The following is a 17,382-nucleotide window of genomic DNA, read 5'->3' as shown; positions in this document are numbered from 1 at the left end:
AAAATGCCAGTTAAATTAATTAGAGTAGATCACCGTTTAATTCATGGCCAAGTTGGCTTTACTTGGACCAAATTTTTACAAGCAAATTGTATTTTAATCGCTAGTGATGCCATTATGGAAGATCCTTTAAAAATGACTGCTATGAAAATGGCTACTCCTAATGGTGTCAAGTTAGTAATGAAAAATATTGAAGATTCTACAAAAGCTTTAAATTCTGGCGTTACAGATAAATACAGCTTATTAATCTTATGTGAATCTGTAGAAGATGTCTATCGCTTAACACAACAAGTTCCTTCTTTAAAAGAAGTCAATTTAGGGGGAATGAAAGATGCAGCTAATCGAAAACAAGTTTCAAAATCTGTTCATTTATCTCAACAAGATATTGCCTTGATTAAAGAAATGGACCAAGCAGGAATCACGTTGACTATTCAAATGGTACCAGATGAGCAAGCTATTAACGTCAATAAACTAATTTAAAATAGGAGTGTGACATATGGATATTACTGTTGGAAAAATCATTCTAATGTTTTTAATTGCCTTATTCGCTTATATGCATAGCTTTTTTGGTTCCACCATGTGGAATCGCCCAATTGTTGTTGCTCCATTAGTTGGATTAGCATTAGGTGATTTGGAGTCAGGTTTAAAATTAGGTGCTACACTAGAACTTGTTTTTATGGGGGCATTTCCTGTTGGTGCAAGCAATCCTCCAGATTTTGTCTCTGGCACTATTATTGCTACAGCTTATGTGATTATGAGTGGCAAATCCATTGCTAGTGCTGTTTTATTAGCAGTACCAATTGCAACACTAGTTTTATTAATTGATAATTTACAAATGACATTCTTACTCACTCATGCCAGTCATAAAGCAGATGAATATGCTAGCAAAGGAGATATTAAAGGGGTAGAACGCACACAAATTCTTTATGGTATTTTAAATAAAGTCATTCTAGCACTCGTTGTCGCAACCGGATTCGCTTTAGGAGTTCCTGCTATCGAAAAAATCCTATCCTTTGTCCCAGAATTTGTTACACATGGCTTGGATATTGCAGCAGGTATTATTCCAGCAATTGGTTTTGCCATGTTAGCTCGCATGATGTTAACTAAGAAAGTGGTTCCGTTTTTATTATTAGGATTCTTGTTAACAGCGTATTTAAATGTAACTGTTGTCGGTGTAGCTTTATTTGGAATTGCCGCCGTTTTGCTTATGCTTAATATGAAAGAAAATCAAATGCAACAGGAGGTATTTGTCGATGACAACGAATTCTAAATCAACGTCAAACACATTAACACCTGATTCTAAGTTAACTAAAAAGATTTTTGGTCCGTGTTTTTCAGATCACTAACCTTGGATTCTTCTTGGAACTATGAGCGGATGCAGAATTTAGCTTTTGCTTATACTATGGCGCCAATTATTAGAAAATTGTATAAAACAAAAGAAGAACGATCAGCTGCTTTGACTCGACATTTAGAATTTATGTCGATTACACCTCATATCTCCACATTGCTATTTGGAATAACTAGCGCAATGGAAGAAGAAAATTCTAAAAATGCTGATTTTGACTCTGCATCAATCAGTGCAGTGAAATCTAGTTTGATGGGACCTATTGCAGGAATAGGCGATTCCTTTTTCTGGGGAACGTTAAAAGTTATTGCAACAGGGATTGCGATTTCTCTATCTAAAGAGGGAAATATTTTTGGTCCTTTAGCATTTTTACTCATTATTAATATTCCTCACTTTGTCTTACGTTATATCTGTTTAGATAAAGGAATTAAGTTAGGCGCTAAATTTTTCGGTCAATTAGGCGATAGCGGTTTAATTCAATCTATTACACAAGCTGCTTCTGTACTTGGATTAATGGTTATCGGTGCAATGACTGCTTCAAATGTCAACTTTGAGTTAACCATGAAAGTTGGTGGCGGGAAAATCGCAGAATCTCTGCAAACATATGTTGATCAAATTATGTTAGGTTTTTTCCCAGCTGTTTTCTTCCTAGTGATTTACTGGCTATTAGGTAAAAAAGTAAAAACCACCACTTTACTATTAGGAGTTATTGCATTTTCAATTTTAGTTGCTTTAGTTGGATTAGCATAATTTTATTAAAATAACAAAGGGAGAACAATAATCTTCTCTCAAAACAAAAACGAGTCCAATTTTGATAAAACACATCAAAATTGGACTCGTTTTTGCTATTATGCGCACTTTTCTCTCCATGTATTTTCCTAATTTTCTCAAATTTAATGCCATAAGTGCCAAGCCAATGTCAGTCTTCGCTCCTTGTTTCCCTCGCAAGTGGGAACGATGGAACGCCAATTGAGCTTTTTGATGACTAAACACTGGTTCGACGTCGCTTTTACGTTTTTTGTAAATCGAACCGGTTTGTTCCTCTAAAAGCTTCTTCTTACACTCTGCTTTGAAATAGCGCCATGAATTGTTCACTAAAAGTTGTCGCTTTCGATCACTTTTCGCATTCGTACATTGGCTGCGAAATGGACATGTCCGGCAGTCCTCACATTCGTAGACTTTGAAATCTCGCACAAATCCACCTTTATCTTTTCTTCGACTGGATCTTTTGAAGACTATAGGGCGTTTGGCTGGGCAAATTCAAGATAGAGCCAATTTTCAACGTTAAACGGATTATTCTTATACTTCTTTTTGCTTTCTTTATAATAGCTGTTATATGTGATTAAAGGTATTTTATGGAGCACATCGTTGATATACATGTAATTTTCTTCGCTACCATATCCTACATCTGCCACGATACATACTGGTTTTCTATTGCGATTTGTAGATTATACCCTAGTTTGAGCTGTCCATTGCGCATATAAGCGTCTTTCATCCGCATAAAAGTGGCGTCTTTATCTGTTTTTGAAAAGCTGTTTTGTTCTTGGAACAGTTGATTGTACCGTTCGTATTTTTGTTTCCTTGGTAGGTAGTCGGTTTGTATTTTTTATACGTTCTTCTTTTTCTCTGTAATTAGCGTTGTTTTCTTTGCGTATTTCATGCATTAATTGTGTGTCTGTTTCATGTAGTTCTGCTTCTAAATGATGAGCGACTTCTTCTAACTGGTTGCTCATCAATCCATTGGATTGACCAGACTTTAGACAAAAAAGAGTTGGCAATCAAACCAGTTCCTTTTTGCTATCCTTTGTGTAAATGTGAAACAAAAAGCCATAGGCCTTTCTGCTTTCCATAGCCATGTGGCTAGTTTCTTTAAATTCATGACAGCAAACGTAAACATCGTGTGCGTGGCGACTTTTTCAAGTCCTCGATATTTCGTCCAACGCATGCCATGCTTTTTTTGCATCTGCAAATATTCGTTCAATGGTTTGTTTTCTCTTTTTGTGAATTTCTCTATTCAACGTTGTATGGCGTTGGTGCTCAAGCTCGTCTATAAGATCAGCCCAAACATGTCGAGCTACAACTTTTTGATGTGTTGCGCTCAATGTACAGGTTTCAAGTAATGGGCAACTTATACAGAATTTTGGATTTGATTTATATGTCCGATAGCCATCACGAGTGATTGTTGAAAATAAAAACGGTTGATTATTGGGGCATAAGTAACAATCAAAATAGTCATCATAGACAAAGTCTTTTTTACGAAACACCCCTTTCACACCATGAGGTACAGTATACGGAAGAACCGGATAAAGTTTCAAGTGTGTCAGAAAATGAACAAATTTCGGATTTTTATATCCCGCATCAGCGACAACACGCTTTATATTTGGAAAAGCTCTTTTTGACTGTTTAACCAGATTAATTGCGACTTGACTGTCATGTATATTTCCTTGTGTGACTAGTGTAGCTAAGATAAACCCGTTTTCATCATAGGAAGTATGTACAGAATATGCAAATTAATTTTCTCGCTCCCCTTTAACATACTAACCACTTTCTGGATCTGGATGACTTATTTTTCGAAGATTCAACTCACTAATAGTTTATATAATTAGTATAAAACAAAAACTGCAAACAACACTCCAAATTTAGGAGTTTGTCTACAGTCTGATGAAGCTATCATAAATAGTTTCAAATGAAGATGTTCTATAAACTAGTTAAAAATAAAATTCTTAACATATAGTTACTCTGTTCTCATATTAGTGGGTTTTAATTCTTTTTTCGGTGTTTTTCTTTGTGTTTCAAAAGCTAGTTTTTTTACTTCATCTTTTAAAACCTCTGCAAAGTCAGAATCATTTGTATTTTCAAGAAGAACAATAAATGTATACACTTTATTTAGGTAAGTAATATTTCCAGTAACAAGATAGTTTAGTAAATCTTCAAGATATCCCAATGAAAAATAGAACAGGAAATTTCTAGGATTAATTTGTTGTTGTTTTCCTAATTTAATGTAATAGAGGGCTTGTTTGTAATCTCTTTCGTGAAGAAAAGCTGTAACAGCATTAATGAAAGCTAGGGAAGCAATGTTAATTACCTTTTCATCACGAGTTTCTAAATTTTCGATTGGGAACATTTTGTCCAAGAGAAAACTGATTTTTTCTTGTGGGAAAAGAATGATTGTATTAGAAACTAGTCTATATTCATAATAAGTATAGTAACCATTTTTTCTATTTTTTATCATAGTAAATATTAAATGCAAATCGTATTTTGAAATAGGTTCTATTTCAGTGACTAGATTATGACACAGTGCTTTTATATCACAGAATAAACAAAGCTCAGATACTGTTTTAGTTTCAATATTATTTAAATAAAAATAATCATTTAGTAATTGTGCTTTATCTTCGTCATCTAGTTTAAAAGTTTTTCTTGAATAGCTTGAAAGGCGAGAATCAATTGTTTTAATTTGATTTCCTTGATAATCAGATACTAAAGTGAAAAATTCTGACGGGGTTACTTGTAAGGTGTTTAGTGATTCAAAAAGTTCATCAACAGAAATTTTTCGCCTGCCAGTTTCAATACGATTATAAATTTGGTGATCGGCTGTAGAAGGGAGCATATCTCTTTGTTTAATTTTTTTTGAAATTCTTATAAATCTTAAAGTTTCATGTACATTCATGTTGTATTGCTCCTTTTCTAAATGATTAGATTTGTATCGTATATATTGTTTTTTTAGATGTCTATAGTTAAAACAAAAAAACAAGACGTTAAATTATATAAATATAACACTTTTAGATTTTTATTATTGTAATCAGAATAGAACATGATAAACTAATTATAAGAAATATTTCTTTAAAGGTATAAGATGTTTTAGAATTCTATATTGCAAATAGAAAAGATTTAGTGATTCAGTCATCAAAATGTATAAAATGAAAAGCGCAGATTTAAGGTTGCAACCTTGAATGTTTATTTTTGACATTCACTATTAATTTAATAATAAATAACTATCTATCTAATTAATCAGAATAAAAAGAAAGCAGTGAGCCATAATTAAATCTTGGGGAAGAGTAAAAATGTACACCACTTTCTATTTACTATTTTAGAGTATATAAGACATTTTGTAAACAGTTTCAGTGATTAGTGGATAGGTAGCTATTTATTTAAAATATCATTAAGTATTTTTTTTGTATGCAAATTAAGAAAAAGATTGAACTTATTATTCTATATGTTATTCTTGTAATAGTGGTACACTTTTTATTACATTAGTAAGAAAGGAGAGAATAATAATGTTCTTATTTGATATTTTTGCTTGGGCTGTAGGGAATTAAACAGTAAATCTAATAATTGATTAAACAATAATCATTGTGAGGAACGGCTCTTTGTCAGCTAATGTTAGTGAAGAAAGTCCAAAGAATTAAATCGATTATTATGATTCCTAGAGGAACTTTCCTCTAGGTTTTTCTGTTTGTTTGAAAAAGAATGGTGCCAAAACATAAAGAAATTCTCAACTTGAAATTGTAAAAGTTACGAACCCTGTAAGCATTTCTCTTCAACACTTTAATATGATTATTTAAACATTCCAGTGGTTCATTAGAATAAGGCAATTCTAGCGCATTTTTAATTTCATTTTGGCACTTCTTAAAAGTACCAATAATCGTTTGATAGTAGGGAGGAAGACAGTGAAAAACTTCGTCTAATAAGTGCATAAAATCGAGCGAAATCATTTGTCTGTATGGCATAAAGAAAGTCCTGATAACAGGTGTAGTCACTTTTCAACTCGTCATCATACATCAACGATTTTAAATAGGTGCGGAAGGAAGAGCGCCAAAGGCGTTTTTCAAAATCAAGCTTCGATTGATTTTTTTTGAAGAAGTTTCCAATATTTCTTCAACTGTCGATATTTTTTTGTCTCTTCATTTCCCAGATGAAGAAAGGCGTTAATTCTCTGAATACGGTGTTTTAAAAAAGTTCGAGCAATGAGTTGGACAATATGGAAGCGATCAAGAATAATCTGAGCCATCGGAAACAGCTTTTTGACGAGAGAAAAATAAGGTGCGTACATATCGCAAACAATATATTTTACCTTTTTACGAACAGACAAAGGAAATCGTAAAAAAATAACGCTCTAAAAAAGGGAGCTGGCGATTTTCAACGCATCAATTAACTGTTTTGTTCGCCCATCCATCATGATGAAACTAATAGAAGCCGCGGCTTGCTTGACTGATTTAAATTCATCGAAACAAAGGACTTGGGGTAAGGTGAGTCGATCAGCAATGGCTAATTTTACTTTAGTAGAAATCGAACAACATTTTTCAACAAGACTCGTTTCAGCAACGAACGATCGATTGCAGGATTGACAGAAAAAACGACGTTTCTTCAAGCGTAAATACGTTTGATACTTCGAGACATTATTCAATAAGATCAAACACGAGGTATAGCCCCGACGAATAATCGAGCGTACCTGAAAAGACCTTACAGGTTTTTCCTTTGATTCGTTCCTTTTTTAAGCAATTTTCGTTAAAGGTAATGTTTAAGTCTAGAATAACTAAGGTATTTGACACCTTGATTTCACCTTTTGATTGGTTTTAGTCGACTGAATTCTAAAGGAAAACAGGGTGTCTTTTCTATTATTTTGCATTAAAAAAGATGCTGGCGATTTCTCACCAACATCAGAAAGTATAGAGCCCTATATATTATAACTATGAAGATCAATCATCTTAATCGGTGGTTGGTCTATTTTGTGTTTTAAGGAGGGAATAAAATGTTCGATAACAAAGAAAATCGTTACATCACGAAGGGAGTGAGCGAACAAGTATCAAAAGAAATTCAACTGTATTGCTGGCAATTCATCGACAAGAAGAACTATTTTTCATTGATTATCATACCTATACAGGAAATGGAATAATGCCAGATGTCCAAATTGAAAATTATGGGTGATTGATGATCGTAGTCATCAAACAATGTTATTACCAGAAGACTATTAATTAGCATTTTTCTAAGAACCAAATCCAACAATCATAAAGGAGAAAAACATGAAAACAAACAAACCAACCAAGAAAACGTGTGGCGATTGTTAGCCTTTAACTGGTGAAGGAGCCTCAACTTTTTAAGTAGCTAGCACCTTTAATCTATATATTCAAGAAGAGCACAACCTTAGCGATTTCAAATCGCTAAGGAAACTTTTGGAAGATGCATGATTTTTGACTGTATTCATTAAATATAGTATTTTCTGTTTTAGTTATATCAACGACATCTAAAAAAAGATAAGCATAAGGAATGATTGTGAAATTCCATTTCTTTTTCAACAATTACAACAAATAGAGGAGTTTTTTGTCATTTATTTTTTTCTATGCGTGCTCGCAAAAATTGGTAATATGCCGAGTATGGAATAACAGATCCGAACAAAAGAAAATATTTATTGATAAATGTATCTGCTTTTCCTTGCATATTAAAATGAATAGGTACGACATTTGGTAAGAACAAGCAAACAATGAATATTATAACGATTATTAGCAATAAAACTGCTAAATCTTTAAGAATAGATATTTTCATAAGAAATTTCTCCTTGAACTAAATATAGTTTGATCTAACCATTTTTTGATACAGATTGAAAGCAATAATGAGTAAAACAATTACCGTTAACCACAGTGTTAGCCCGAAAGGTACCGATAAAAACCAATTGAGAAATATAGGGAGACACACTGAAATCATCCCTATTACCCCAGAAATTATTACAGGCATACTTTGCTTTATAATCATTACCTCATTATCCCAATTATAGTTTGGGGACATTTTATTTAGAAAGATACCTAATACTGATATAAAAATTGAGTAACATACAGGAATAATTAGAAGTTCCATCAATTGCAACAGATTCATATTTAATTTTATGACAAAGGCTATTAATGCAAACAAATAACCAAAACCATGAATTGTAAAATTAACCACAAGTTTACTATTTAAAATCGTTCTTATAGAAACAGGAGAGCTTTCCAGTATCCAAACGTTTTTTCCTTCCAAAGAGATTGAAGAGGCCGAGGTACAACTTAAACAAAATAGCGAAGCAATCATAAGTGGTGCATAGTTAGAAAGAAAACTGTTTACATTGTTTACTACTATATAACTACCTAGTTGATTTAGAGGAGTAAATAATAAAAAAATACTTAAAGCACATAACAATATTACTCCCAGTCCCGTGTTTAATACCGTCATATAAGAATTAAAAAAACGCTTTAATTCTATTTGATATAGAGAAATAAAAGGGCTCTTTTTTTTAATAATACTCCTACGTTGTTTATACATTGTCGTTTTAGAAAGTGAATGAAGGGTTTCGTATTTTATGGAAACTATTTTTATAAAAAGGTAGAAAGTAACAATAGATAAAACAAGGAAAATTAACATGCCCATAACTACAGGTATTTTGAGCTTTATCGAAAATAAATAGGATAGCGGATAGATAGCTGTAATTTGTTCTGCAAGAGTAGCTCCGATGTTAGTCGTATTAGATTTCGTTTGCATACTATAGATTCCTATATAGACTACTATTCCAACAGCAATTAATGAGAGTACGAAAGAAAAGCCATTTCTATTTTTAAATCGAGCAGATACAATAATAATTAACACACCAATAAAAGAGGCTAAACTCATAGGTATTAGTGGAACAAAGAAGAGTGATGCAAAGTATACTATAAATCGAAAAATATCAATCTCAATATTCATAACCCAAACAATTCCACATGGAACCATAAAAACAAAGGTAATTACGAAGTTTAATAAATACACAAACATAAATTTACTTGTAATAATTTGACTGGCTTTTACAGGTAAAGACAGTAGCATGTCCATGTCTTTACTCCCAAATAATATATCGTTTGAATAAAATATGGTCATGAATAATAGTGCAAAACTGGACACAGCCACAGTATATGAGGGGATCAATTCTTGTTCACCAACTTGCACCAATATTTGAGCCGTTAAAATATTATAAAGACATACAAACAAAACAAGTGTAATAATACCAAAGCCCATTAAAGCTATCGAGTTTTGTTTCTTTCCGCGTGAGGCACGAATTTCATTAATCTGAGAAAAATTTATCAGTTGTGCTTTGAGCATCGCCCTTGTTTTATTCATGTGATACTACCTCCATAAAGAAAGCTTCTAAAGATTGGCTTCCCGTTACTTCTTTTGTGTTGCCACTTGCAATTAATTTTCCATTCTTAATAATAGCTATTTTATTGCAAAGATTTTCCGCAACATCAAGAACATGAGTAGAAAAGAAAATTGCTCCCCCAGCAGCAACTCTTTCCTGCATAATTTTCTTCAAAGTAAATGTTGCTTTAGGATCAAGACCAACAAAGGGTTCGTCTAAAATTAATAATTTAGGAGAATGAACTAGTGCAGCAATAATAGCTGTCCTTTGTTTCATACCATGTGAATAAGACGAAATAATAGTTGAAAGGTTTGTGGTCATTTCGAATAGATCACCATATTGCTTTATTTTCAATGTGCGCTCTTCAGTTGGTATTTCAAATAAGTCAGAAATAAAGTTAATGTATTGGTAACCTGTCAAATGTTCATACAGATCTGGATTATCAGGGATATATGCTATCAATTTTTTACAAGTAATTGGCTCTTTCTTAATTGAGTGATTGTTTATAAGGATAGTCCCTTTTTCAAAATCATGGATGCCGACTATAGCTTTAATTGTTGTTGTTTTTCCTGCACCGTTTCCTCCTATAAATCCGTAAATATCACCGTTCTCTATGGAAAGTGACAAATCATCAATAGCCCTTTTTTGTTCATATGATTTGGTAAGATGTTTTATTTTTAACATATTCAATCCTTCTTTCTTTACTGACAAAGTGTCAGTCTGTGTTTGAAATAATAACCGATAGTTTTTTACTCTATCGGACTATTAATTTGTGTATAAAATAATAAAAATCCTTAGTTGAAAATACCTTGTTTTGCACCTAAAGTTCGTGTTAAGAGTTCCTTAAATGCACTTAAATAGTTATCACCATTTTGTTCATTCAAGTACGAACTATTCATACTATTAGCCGTAAACACATAGCCTGTCATAAGTAGATAAGAGGTTTCATTTGGGTGTGCTACATTGAACGACTTTTCTGATACCCCTTGTTCAATAATATAAGCAAAATATTTTGTTACGCTATCAATAAATTTATGAGAAAATTTATCCATAAGATAACGATTTTGTTCAAGATCGACAGCTTTTTGTAATTCTATTTTCTCTTTTGTAATTGTATCAGGAGATATAAAGGTGACCGTCAGAAAATTTTTGATTTTTTCAATCGCTGAAACATCATTAGCATAAGCAATTACAGATAACTTTTTTAATAAGGGTTCCGAGTAGAGCTCAATCAAACAATATAAAATGTCATCCTTATTCTTAAAATGATAATATAATAGACCGCGTGAGATTCCCACTTTGTTTATAATATCTTGCGTTGTGGTATCCATATATCCTTTTTCCAAGAACAGTAGTAATGACGCTTCCATTATTTCGGCTCGACGTACTTGTGGTTCTTTTACATCCCGCATGTTTCTCCCTCCTTATGGCAAGTATAGTTTTTTACTGACACTTTGTCAATTGGTGGTATGTTAAATTTAGTTTCTGAAATAAAAACTAGGTATAGTTCTACTACTTTTTTTGGAGGCGATTAGTTCTGAGATAAATGTTCATCGTTCAAGTGGTTGTTGGTTACATATTACGGGGGAATCAAGGAGCAAAGATTGATATTGGCTTGACGCTCATACACTAAATTTGAGAAAATTAAGGAAGTACATGGAGCGAAAAGTGTAAATAATAGAAAAAATGAGCCCAATTTTGACATTAACATCAAAATTAAACTCATTTTCGTTTAGAGATAGGTGTATTGTGCTACTCGTGTTTGTAAACTAAGGGAGTAGGTTAGAATATATGAATCGGTGAGAATTTAGCAAGGATATAAACGTCACCAGTTTTATTAGATTTTGCAGTAATAGTATATTCTTTTGCTAAAAAAGTCTTTCCTTTTAGTGGGTGTACAAACAAGTACTCCATAAAAGGAGATACTTTTCCAGCAGCTTTACCTGAGGCATCAGTTAAAGTATACGTATAACCATTATTCATTTCTGGTTTAAAATCAAATTGTATCCCACCAGTCTGTGTAGTTATGCTACCGTCTTCTAAAAGATGATCTCCAGAAACCTCTTTTTTGTTAAAGAATTGATTGAAAGCATCTCCTTCGATAACATTAGAAGCTGTCCCAACATTTCCGTTTGCAAGAACGCTACCTAAAAAATGATAATTCAATAACTCATTTTTTAAGGCTTGATTTGTTAACTTAGTTGCTACTGGTGGAACATTAGCAGTTAAAGAATAACTGTGTATAGATAAAGAATCGAAAAGTATTTCTCTATCTGTAACAGTAGGATATTTTTTGATTAAATCATCAAGGTTAAGGTCAAATCCAATATATTTGCCTTTTTGTATCACTGCTGTCGCTTTAGGGAGTAGGGCGTCTGTTCCAAGAGATAGATAGTATTTAGTAGCAGAAACCGGTGTTTTTATTTTTGCTCTAAGTACGTTGTAATGTACGTAGCTCACTGAATCTATTTCTACTAAATTTTCAGCTTTGTGAGTAATTGCTGAAGTTGTTGCTTGTGCATCCGCTGTTTGATTTGTTAATATGGCACCTGAAAATAGTCCAGCAAATATAGCTGCTGTTGATAAAATATGTTTTGTTTTCATGATGTGAATCTCCTTTATTTTTTATATTATAAACCCGCTAATTAATAAATTAGCAGAGTGTTATTTAATTGATGAAAACATGTTATTTGAGTAGTATTTATCAAAGACAATTTTTAACTCCTGTTATCAAAAATAAGTTATGTTATTAGCAACGTTTATGTATGGCAATTATAGCATGTATATCAGCTTACCTTATCACCACTTTTTTGTTGTTTTTATGATATATATGAAAAACAAAGCAGTAATTTTTTTATTTTTTGAAATTAATGTAGTTATTTTTATAAATGAGTATTTTCAGGGGAGAGGTTAGTGTAGGTGATCAAAAGCAATCAAGAGAAGGAAAGTAGTATAATCTTGGTTATTATGAAAAAAGAAATCGACTGGTCAACCTAGTAGAAAGACGGTTAATTCAACTTTTTATTTGATCAGTTATAATCGTTTTCCCACGAATCTGTATTCAGAATATGACCTGCAGCGGATATATTTTGATAAGTATGAACTTTATGCCATTTATCTTCTTGCCAAAATGAATCCACTTCTTTGTGAAAATATTTTACTTTTTCTGTATTAATTTTTAGCGTATAGTATAAAGGAATTAGAGTTAGTTTATATGAGAGGAAAGAGCTTTACTTTATCGAAAAAGGTATATACTATTATTAGCAGGCGAATACTATTTTTGAAACAAGAAACATCACTAGCCCAAATAGCAATAAATTGTGTTTAAAAGGGAGATTAAAGATGTTAATTATTGAGAAGTTAAATACTAAAGAAGATATGACAGAGGCGGAAATAATAATCGCCGATTTTATTATTATGATAGGAAAGAAAATATCAAAAAGTTCGACAAGAAGCATTGCTGAAGCAACTTATACGTCCGCCGCAACAGTTGTTCGTTTATGTAAGAAATTAGGCTTTTCAGGATTCAATGATTTCAGAAATCATTTCCTCGTGGAGTTAGATTATATCGACAATCAATTTGGCAGCATTAGTGCAAATTTTCCCTTTGAGAAGAAAGACTCCTATTATAAAGCGGCGAATAAAATAGGGAGCTTGTACAAAGAAACAGTAGATGATACGTTATCTTTGTTAAATGATGAGATTCTTCAAAAAGCGGTGAATTTAATCAAATACAGTTATGCCATTCATCTCTTTTCTTATGGGACGAATTTAAATATTGCTGAGACGTTTCGAGAAAAAATGTTGAAAATTGGTAAACCCGTCTATCTTTCTACAAACTTAAATTATCAACGTTATGAAGCACGTGTTATTGGAAAAGAAGATGTTGCAATTATTATTTCATATTCAGGTGAAACTGCGAATATCATAGAAATTGCCCAAACTTGTAAGCAAAATAATATTCCTATTATTTTGATCACATCACTTGGAGAAAATACAGTATCTAAATACAGCGCATGTAAATTAGTGATATCTACCAAAGAGCATTTATTTCAGAACTTAGGTAATTTTAGTACAAATATTTCTATCTCTTTATTGTTAGATGTTCTCTATTCGACATTTTTTTTGACGGCGTATGACTTGCATTATAAGAACAAGTTGGGAATTGTAGGACAATTAGAAAATAAAAGAAAATCATCAAATTCCACTATTAATGATTGGGAGAATGATGAAACTGTGTTTTAAGATAATAGCTTTTGTTTTCTTATATTTTGAAACACTGTAACATTATGTTTTGATAGCCTTTTCAACCTCCTTAACTTTGCCTATACTTAGGTCAAGTTAAGGAGGTTTTACAATGACATTAAATAAAAATTTTTTATGGGGTGGTGCTACAGCCGCCAATCAATACGAAGGTGCTTATCTTGAAAATGGAAAAGGAATTTCAATTGCTGATGTAGAAACAGCTGGATCACACACGTTACCACGCGAGATACACGATTCCATTAAAGAAGGGACTTACTATCCTAGCCATGAAGGGGTGGATTTTTACCATCGCTATGCAAAAGATATTCAACTCTTTTCTGAAATGAATTTTAATTGCTTTAGAATGTCTATCAATTGGGGAAGAATATTCCCTAATGGTGATGAAACATTGCCAAACGAAGAGGGATTGCTATTTTATGACAAGGTGTTTGATGAATTATTAGCCAAAGGAATTCAGCCAGTAGTGACTCTTTCCCATTATGAAACCCCTCTATATCTCGTGAAAAAATATGGATCATGGCGAAATAGAAAACTGATTACGTTTTTTGAGAATTATTGTCGAGTAGTATTTACACGATATAAAGATAAAGTGAAATACTGGATGACCTTTAATGAAATCAATGAAGTGATAAACCAAGATGAGCCGTATCATCAAGCTGGAATTCGATTTGATGAATCCGAAAATCGAAATGAAACAAAGCTGATTGTAAGTCACAATTTATTTTTAGCAAGTGCCAAAGCGGTGAGTATCGGTCATGAAATCAATCCGGACTTTAAAATTGGCTGTATGGTTCAATACCCAACGACGTATCCAAAGACTTGTAAACCAGAAGATGCTTTGGCTCAAAGAGTTAATATGATGAACAATTATTATTATACTGATGTAATGTGCAGAGGAAGATATACCAATCTTTGTAAAGCTCAGATGAAAAAAATGGACGTATCGTTGGAAATAACCGATGAGGATAAAAAGATATTGTCAGAGGGGACAGTTGATTACATTGCGTTTAGTTATTATTTTTCTTCTATTGCTAGTCTAGAGCATAAATCTTGTGTAGTTGAGCGTTCCAACCCTTATTTAGAAAGAAATGATTGGGACTGGCCGATTGACCCACTTGGTTTACGTATTGGGATGAATGAATTGTACGATCGATATCAGTTGCCGTTATTTATTGTTGAGAATGGCCTGGGAGCTGTAGATACATTCGATGAAGAAGGGTTGATTATTGATGACTACCGAATTAAGTATCTGGCTTCTCATATTGAAGCCATGAAAGATGCTGTGAATGAAGATTATGTTGAATTGATTGGCTACACTTGTTGGGGACCCATCGATATCATCTCTGTAGGAACTGGAGAAATGAAAAAACGATATGGCATGATTTATGTAGATAAACACGATGATGGCAGTGGGACACTAGAACGTTCTAAGAAAAAATCGTTTGATTGGTACAAAAAGGTAATTACGACAAATGGCGAGGACACCACGTTTTAAAAGGGAGGGGAATACAAAATGGATGCAAAGGAAAGTGCCAAAAAAATCTTAACGGAAATTGGTGGAGCTGAAAATATCCTATTTATTACTCATTGTGTTACACGATTGAGATTCAATTTACAGTCTGAGAATAAGGTTGATGAAGAAAAACTGAAAAAAGTTCCTGGTGTTGTGGGGGCAGTTAGTCAAGGTGGGCAGTACCAAGTAATCATTGGGCAGGAAGTAGGGAATGTTTATTCAGAGCTTATCAAATTAGATGGTTTAGAAGATAAAATTTCGGGTAATGTAGCAGAACAAGCACCAGAAGAAAAAAAAGGTATCGTTAATAAATTATTAGATATTTTAGCAGGTATTTTTACTCCGATTATGCCGATTATCGCTGGAGCAGGTATGTTGAAAGCCTTGCTTTCAGTTTTGCTCCTATTCAATGCAATCGATAAAGAAGGAACAATGTACTATTTTCTTTCATTTATTGCAGATGCTTCTTATTATTTCTTGCCAATCTTTTTAGCAGCTTCAGCCGCTAGGAAGTTCAAATGTAATATGCAGATGGCAATGTTGATGGGTGCGATTTTATTACATCCTAATTTTATAGCATTAAAAGAGACTGGTGGATTCTCCTTTATTCACGGAGTTCCGATAAAAATTGTTACCTATTCAGCTTCAGTAATTCCAATTATTTTGATTGTTTTTGTACTTTCGTATGTCGAAAAGTTTGTAGAACGAATTACGCCTTCTGTAGTGAAATTCATTTTGAAACCTGTGTTAACGATTTTGATAATGGCACCAATCAGTCTGATTATTTTAGGACCGATGGGTAGTATTATCGGAGACGGAATCGTTGGTGGATTATTAGCAGTTGAAAAGGTAGTACCTTGGATATTACCAACAATTATTGGCGCATTTATGCCATATCTGGTTATGACAGGAATGCACTATAGTTTATTGCCAGCTTATGTTAATGAACTTGCGGCTCATGGCTATGAAACTGTAATCGGTCCTGGAAATCTGCCTTCAAATATCGCACAAGGTGCAGCTGCATTATGTGTTGCTATAAAAACAAAAAATAAAGAATTTCGTGAGTTAGCTATTTCCTCTGGGGTAACGGCTTTGCTAGGTGTTACTGAACCCGCTTTATTTGGGGTGAATTTACGATTGAAAAGACCTTTGATTGCAACAACAATCGGAGGTGGTTTAGGTGGACTTTATGCAGGGATTACAGGGGTTCAACGTTTTGGTGGAGGAGGAGCTGGACTGGCAGCAATTGGATTGTATATTGGAAAGGATTCAATGAATGTCATTAATGCTTTAATTTCTGCTGGGATTGCTTTTTTCTCTACTTTTGTCATTCAATGGTATTTAGGGTTTGATGATATTGAAAGTGAAGTTCCAAGCAAAAAGTCGGAAGCTAAAAAAGTTGATTCAATTCAAGAAATTTATAGCCCGCTTGACGGAACCATAATTCCATTGTCTGAAGTTCCAGATCCTGTATTTGCAAATGAAATGATGGGAAAAGGTGTAGCTATTTTACCAAAAGGAAACGAAGTTTATGCTCCTGTAGGTGGAAAAATAATAAGTATTTTTGAAACGAAGCATGCTATTGGAATTGAAGATGATAATGGTGCAGAAGTGTTGATTCATATTGGCTTGAATACGGTTGAATTAAAAGGAAAATATTTTGAATTGTTTGTTCATGTAGGGGATTCGATTAAAGTTGGTGATAAATTAGTTAGTTTTAGTAGGGAAGAAATTGAAAAAGAGGGTTATTCAATGGTTACCCCTATAATTGTTACAAATTCAGCGAACTACGAAGAAGTATTAGTAATGGCTAAAGGCGAAATTAAACAGGGAATTCCACTTATGACAGTGTACTAGAAGAATAGTATCATTATATCTATAAAGATCAATCATCTTAATCGGTGGTTGGTCTATTTGATATCTTAAGGAAGACACTAATTATATAATGAATGGACAAATAAATAAGTGTCAAATGAAACTCAGCCCTATTATTGACTGTTGATTAACAAAACTACCTAATTAAAGAAAAGTGATCTAGTTCTCAGATGAAAAAGCTATGCTACTTTCTTCTTACTTAAACACCCTTGTATCTTTTGAGATACAAGGGTTGTTTAGTAAAATAAC

General features: G+C 32.9%; 15 protein-coding genes and 3 pseudogenes. 7 read left to right on the top strand and 11 right to left on the bottom strand.

Annotated features, from left to right (window positions below):
- Nucleotides 1-3 precede the first annotated feature (3 nt).
- The 3 genes and pseudogenes from A5880_RS06035 to A5880_RS06025 all read left to right on the top strand — a co-directional run bounded on the left by A5880_RS06035 (nucleotide 4) and on the right by A5880_RS06025 (nucleotide 2,092).
- Nucleotides 4-477 carry a PTS sugar transporter subunit IIB gene (locus A5880_RS06035; protein ID WP_086331110.1) on the top strand — a complete coding sequence of 158 codons (474 nt, stop codon included), beginning with the start codon at nucleotides 4-6 and terminating at the stop codon, nucleotides 475-477.
- Nucleotides 478-493: 16 nt separating this feature from the next.
- Nucleotides 494-1,267, top strand: coding sequence for a PTS mannose/fructose/sorbose/N-acetylgalactosamine transporter subunit IIC (locus A5880_RS06030; RefSeq protein WP_086331111.1), 774 nt, complete (start codon nucleotides 494-496; stop codon nucleotides 1,265-1,267).
- A pseudogene (locus A5880_RS06025) lies at nucleotides 1,251-2,092 on the top strand (PTS system mannose/fructose/sorbose family transporter subunit IID). The gene A5880_RS06030 and the pseudogene A5880_RS06025 overlap by 17 nt, the downstream one beginning before the upstream one ends.
- Here the strand turns inward: A5880_RS06025 and A5880_RS16185 are convergent.
- From A5880_RS16185 to A5880_RS16170, 6 genes and pseudogenes are all read right to left on the bottom strand, one after another.
- Nucleotides 2,084-3,105 (bottom strand): annotated as a pseudogene (locus tag A5880_RS16185) (transposase); the annotation flags it as partial. The pseudogenes A5880_RS06025 and A5880_RS16185 sit on opposite strands and share 9 nt — an antisense overlap.
- Nucleotides 3,023-3,936 (bottom strand): annotated as a pseudogene (locus tag A5880_RS06010) (transposase); the annotation flags it as partial. The pseudogenes A5880_RS06010 and A5880_RS16185, both read right to left, overlap by 83 nt.
- A gap of 140 nt (nucleotides 3,937-4,076) precedes the next feature.
- Complete coding sequence (locus A5880_RS06005; protein WP_336577007.1) at nucleotides 4,077-5,009, bottom strand: helix-turn-helix domain-containing protein; 933 nt, start codon at nucleotides 5,007-5,009, stop codon at nucleotides 4,077-4,079.
- Nucleotides 5,010-5,781: 772 nt separating this feature from the next.
- A complete protein-coding gene (locus A5880_RS16180) occupies nucleotides 5,782-6,054 on the bottom strand; it encodes a transposase (RefSeq protein WP_419469621.1) in 273 nt (90 codons plus the stop codon).
- A 119-nt stretch (nucleotides 6,055-6,173) separates the two neighbouring features.
- Entirely contained in the window at nucleotides 6,174-6,392 is a 219-nt protein-coding gene (locus A5880_RS16175) for a transposase (protein ID WP_419469620.1), read from the bottom strand.
- 63 nt (nucleotides 6,393-6,455) lie between these two features.
- A complete protein-coding gene (locus tag A5880_RS16170) occupies nucleotides 6,456-6,755 on the bottom strand; it encodes a hypothetical protein (RefSeq protein ID WP_419469606.1) in 300 nt (99 codons plus the stop codon).
- 336 nt (nucleotides 6,756-7,091) lie between these two features.
- On the opposite strand from A5880_RS16170, the gene A5880_RS05995 reads away from it, so the two are divergent.
- Nucleotides 7,092-7,235 carry a DUF960 family protein gene (locus A5880_RS05995; protein WP_143353655.1) on the top strand — a complete coding sequence of 48 codons (144 nt, stop codon included), beginning with the start codon at nucleotides 7,092-7,094 and terminating at the stop codon, nucleotides 7,233-7,235.
- 428 nt (nucleotides 7,236-7,663) lie between these two features.
- On the opposite strand, the gene A5880_RS05990 is transcribed toward A5880_RS05995, so the two are convergent.
- From A5880_RS05990 to A5880_RS05970, 5 genes are all read right to left on the bottom strand, one after another.
- Entirely contained in the window at nucleotides 7,664-7,882 is a 219-nt protein-coding gene (locus A5880_RS05990; protein ID WP_086331113.1) for a DUF1648 domain-containing protein, read from the bottom strand.
- An 18-nt stretch (nucleotides 7,883-7,900) separates the two neighbouring features.
- Nucleotides 7,901-9,460 carry a hypothetical protein gene (locus A5880_RS05985; protein ID WP_086331114.1) on the bottom strand — a complete coding sequence of 520 codons (1,560 nt, stop codon included), beginning with the start codon at nucleotides 9,458-9,460 and terminating at the stop codon, nucleotides 7,901-7,903.
- Nucleotides 9,453-10,163: an ABC transporter ATP-binding protein gene (locus A5880_RS05980; RefSeq protein ID WP_086331115.1), complete on the bottom strand. Its 711-nt coding sequence runs from the start codon at nucleotides 10,161-10,163 to the stop codon at nucleotides 9,453-9,455. The genes A5880_RS05985 and A5880_RS05980 overlap by 8 nt, the downstream gene beginning before the upstream one ends.
- A gap of 110 nt (nucleotides 10,164-10,273) precedes the next feature.
- Nucleotides 10,274-10,891: a TetR/AcrR family transcriptional regulator gene (locus tag A5880_RS05975; RefSeq protein WP_086331116.1), complete on the bottom strand. Its 618-nt coding sequence runs from the start codon at nucleotides 10,889-10,891 to the stop codon at nucleotides 10,274-10,276.
- A gap of 370 nt (nucleotides 10,892-11,261) precedes the next feature.
- Entirely contained in the window at nucleotides 11,262-12,083 is an 822-nt protein-coding gene (locus tag A5880_RS05970; protein ID WP_086331117.1) for a hypothetical protein, read from the bottom strand.
- A 738-nt stretch (nucleotides 12,084-12,821) separates the two neighbouring features.
- Here A5880_RS05970 and A5880_RS05965 point away from each other — a divergent pair.
- The 3 genes from A5880_RS05965 to A5880_RS05955 all read left to right on the top strand — a co-directional run bounded on the left by A5880_RS05965 (nucleotide 12,822) and on the right by A5880_RS05955 (nucleotide 17,115).
- A complete protein-coding gene (locus A5880_RS05965) occupies nucleotides 12,822-13,724 on the top strand; it encodes a MurR/RpiR family transcriptional regulator (protein WP_086331118.1) in 903 nt (300 codons plus the stop codon).
- 112 nt (nucleotides 13,725-13,836) lie between these two features.
- On the top strand, nucleotides 13,837-15,240 hold the full coding sequence (locus A5880_RS05960; protein ID WP_086331119.1) for a 6-phospho-beta-glucosidase: 1,404 nt from the start codon (nucleotides 13,837-13,839) through the stop codon (nucleotides 15,238-15,240).
- An 18-nt stretch (nucleotides 15,241-15,258) separates the two neighbouring features.
- A complete protein-coding gene (locus tag A5880_RS05955) occupies nucleotides 15,259-17,115 on the top strand; it encodes a beta-glucoside-specific PTS transporter subunit IIABC (RefSeq protein WP_086331120.1) in 1,857 nt (618 codons plus the stop codon).
- Nucleotides 17,116-17,382 lie beyond the last annotated feature (267 nt).

The sequence above is a fragment of the Enterococcus sp. 4G2_DIV0659 genome (genome assembly GCF_002140715.2).
GTDB classification, from domain to species: domain Bacteria; phylum Bacillota; class Bacilli; order Lactobacillales; family Enterococcaceae; genus Enterococcus_L; species Enterococcus_L mansonii.
This window is presented reverse-complemented; position numbering and strand designations above follow the sequence as displayed.

Coding starts and splice junctions, on each gene's coding strand:
- A5880_RS06035 (WP_086331110.1), top strand. CDS start 4: ATGCCAGTTAAATTAATTAGAGTAGATCACCGTTTAATTCATGGCCAA.
- A5880_RS06030 (WP_086331111.1), top strand. CDS start 494: ATGGATATTACTGTTGGAAAAATCATTCTAATGTTTTTAATTGCCTTA.
- A5880_RS06005 (WP_336577007.1), bottom strand. CDS start 5,009: ATGAATGTACATGAAACTTTAAGATTTATAAGAATTTCAAAAAAAATT.
- A5880_RS16180 (WP_419469621.1), bottom strand. CDS start 6,054: ATGATTTCGCTCGATTTTATGCACTTATTAGACGAAGTTTTTCACTGT.
- A5880_RS16175 (WP_419469620.1), bottom strand. CDS start 6,392: ATGTACGCACCTTATTTTTCTCTCGTCAAAAAGCTGTTTCCGATGGCT.
- A5880_RS05995 (WP_143353655.1), top strand. CDS start 7,092: ATGTTCGATAACAAAGAAAATCGTTACATCACGAAGGGAGTGAGCGAA.
- A5880_RS05990 (WP_086331113.1), bottom strand. CDS start 7,882: ATGAAAATATCTATTCTTAAAGATTTAGCAGTTTTATTGCTAATAATC.
- A5880_RS05985 (WP_086331114.1), bottom strand. CDS start 9,460: ATGAATAAAACAAGGGCGATGCTCAAAGCACAACTGATAAATTTTTCT.
- A5880_RS05980 (WP_086331115.1), bottom strand. CDS start 10,163: ATGTTAAAAATAAAACATCTTACCAAATCATATGAACAAAAAAGGGCT.
- A5880_RS05975 (WP_086331116.1), bottom strand. CDS start 10,891: ATGCGGGATGTAAAAGAACCACAAGTACGTCGAGCCGAAATAATGGAA.
- A5880_RS05970 (WP_086331117.1), bottom strand. CDS start 12,083: ATGAAAACAAAACATATTTTATCAACAGCAGCTATATTTGCTGGACTA.
- A5880_RS05965 (WP_086331118.1), top strand. CDS start 12,822: ATGTTAATTATTGAGAAGTTAAATACTAAAGAAGATATGACAGAGGCG.
- A5880_RS05960 (WP_086331119.1), top strand. CDS start 13,837: ATGACATTAAATAAAAATTTTTTATGGGGTGGTGCTACAGCCGCCAAT.
- A5880_RS05955 (WP_086331120.1), top strand. CDS start 15,259: ATGGATGCAAAGGAAAGTGCCAAAAAAATCTTAACGGAAATTGGTGGA.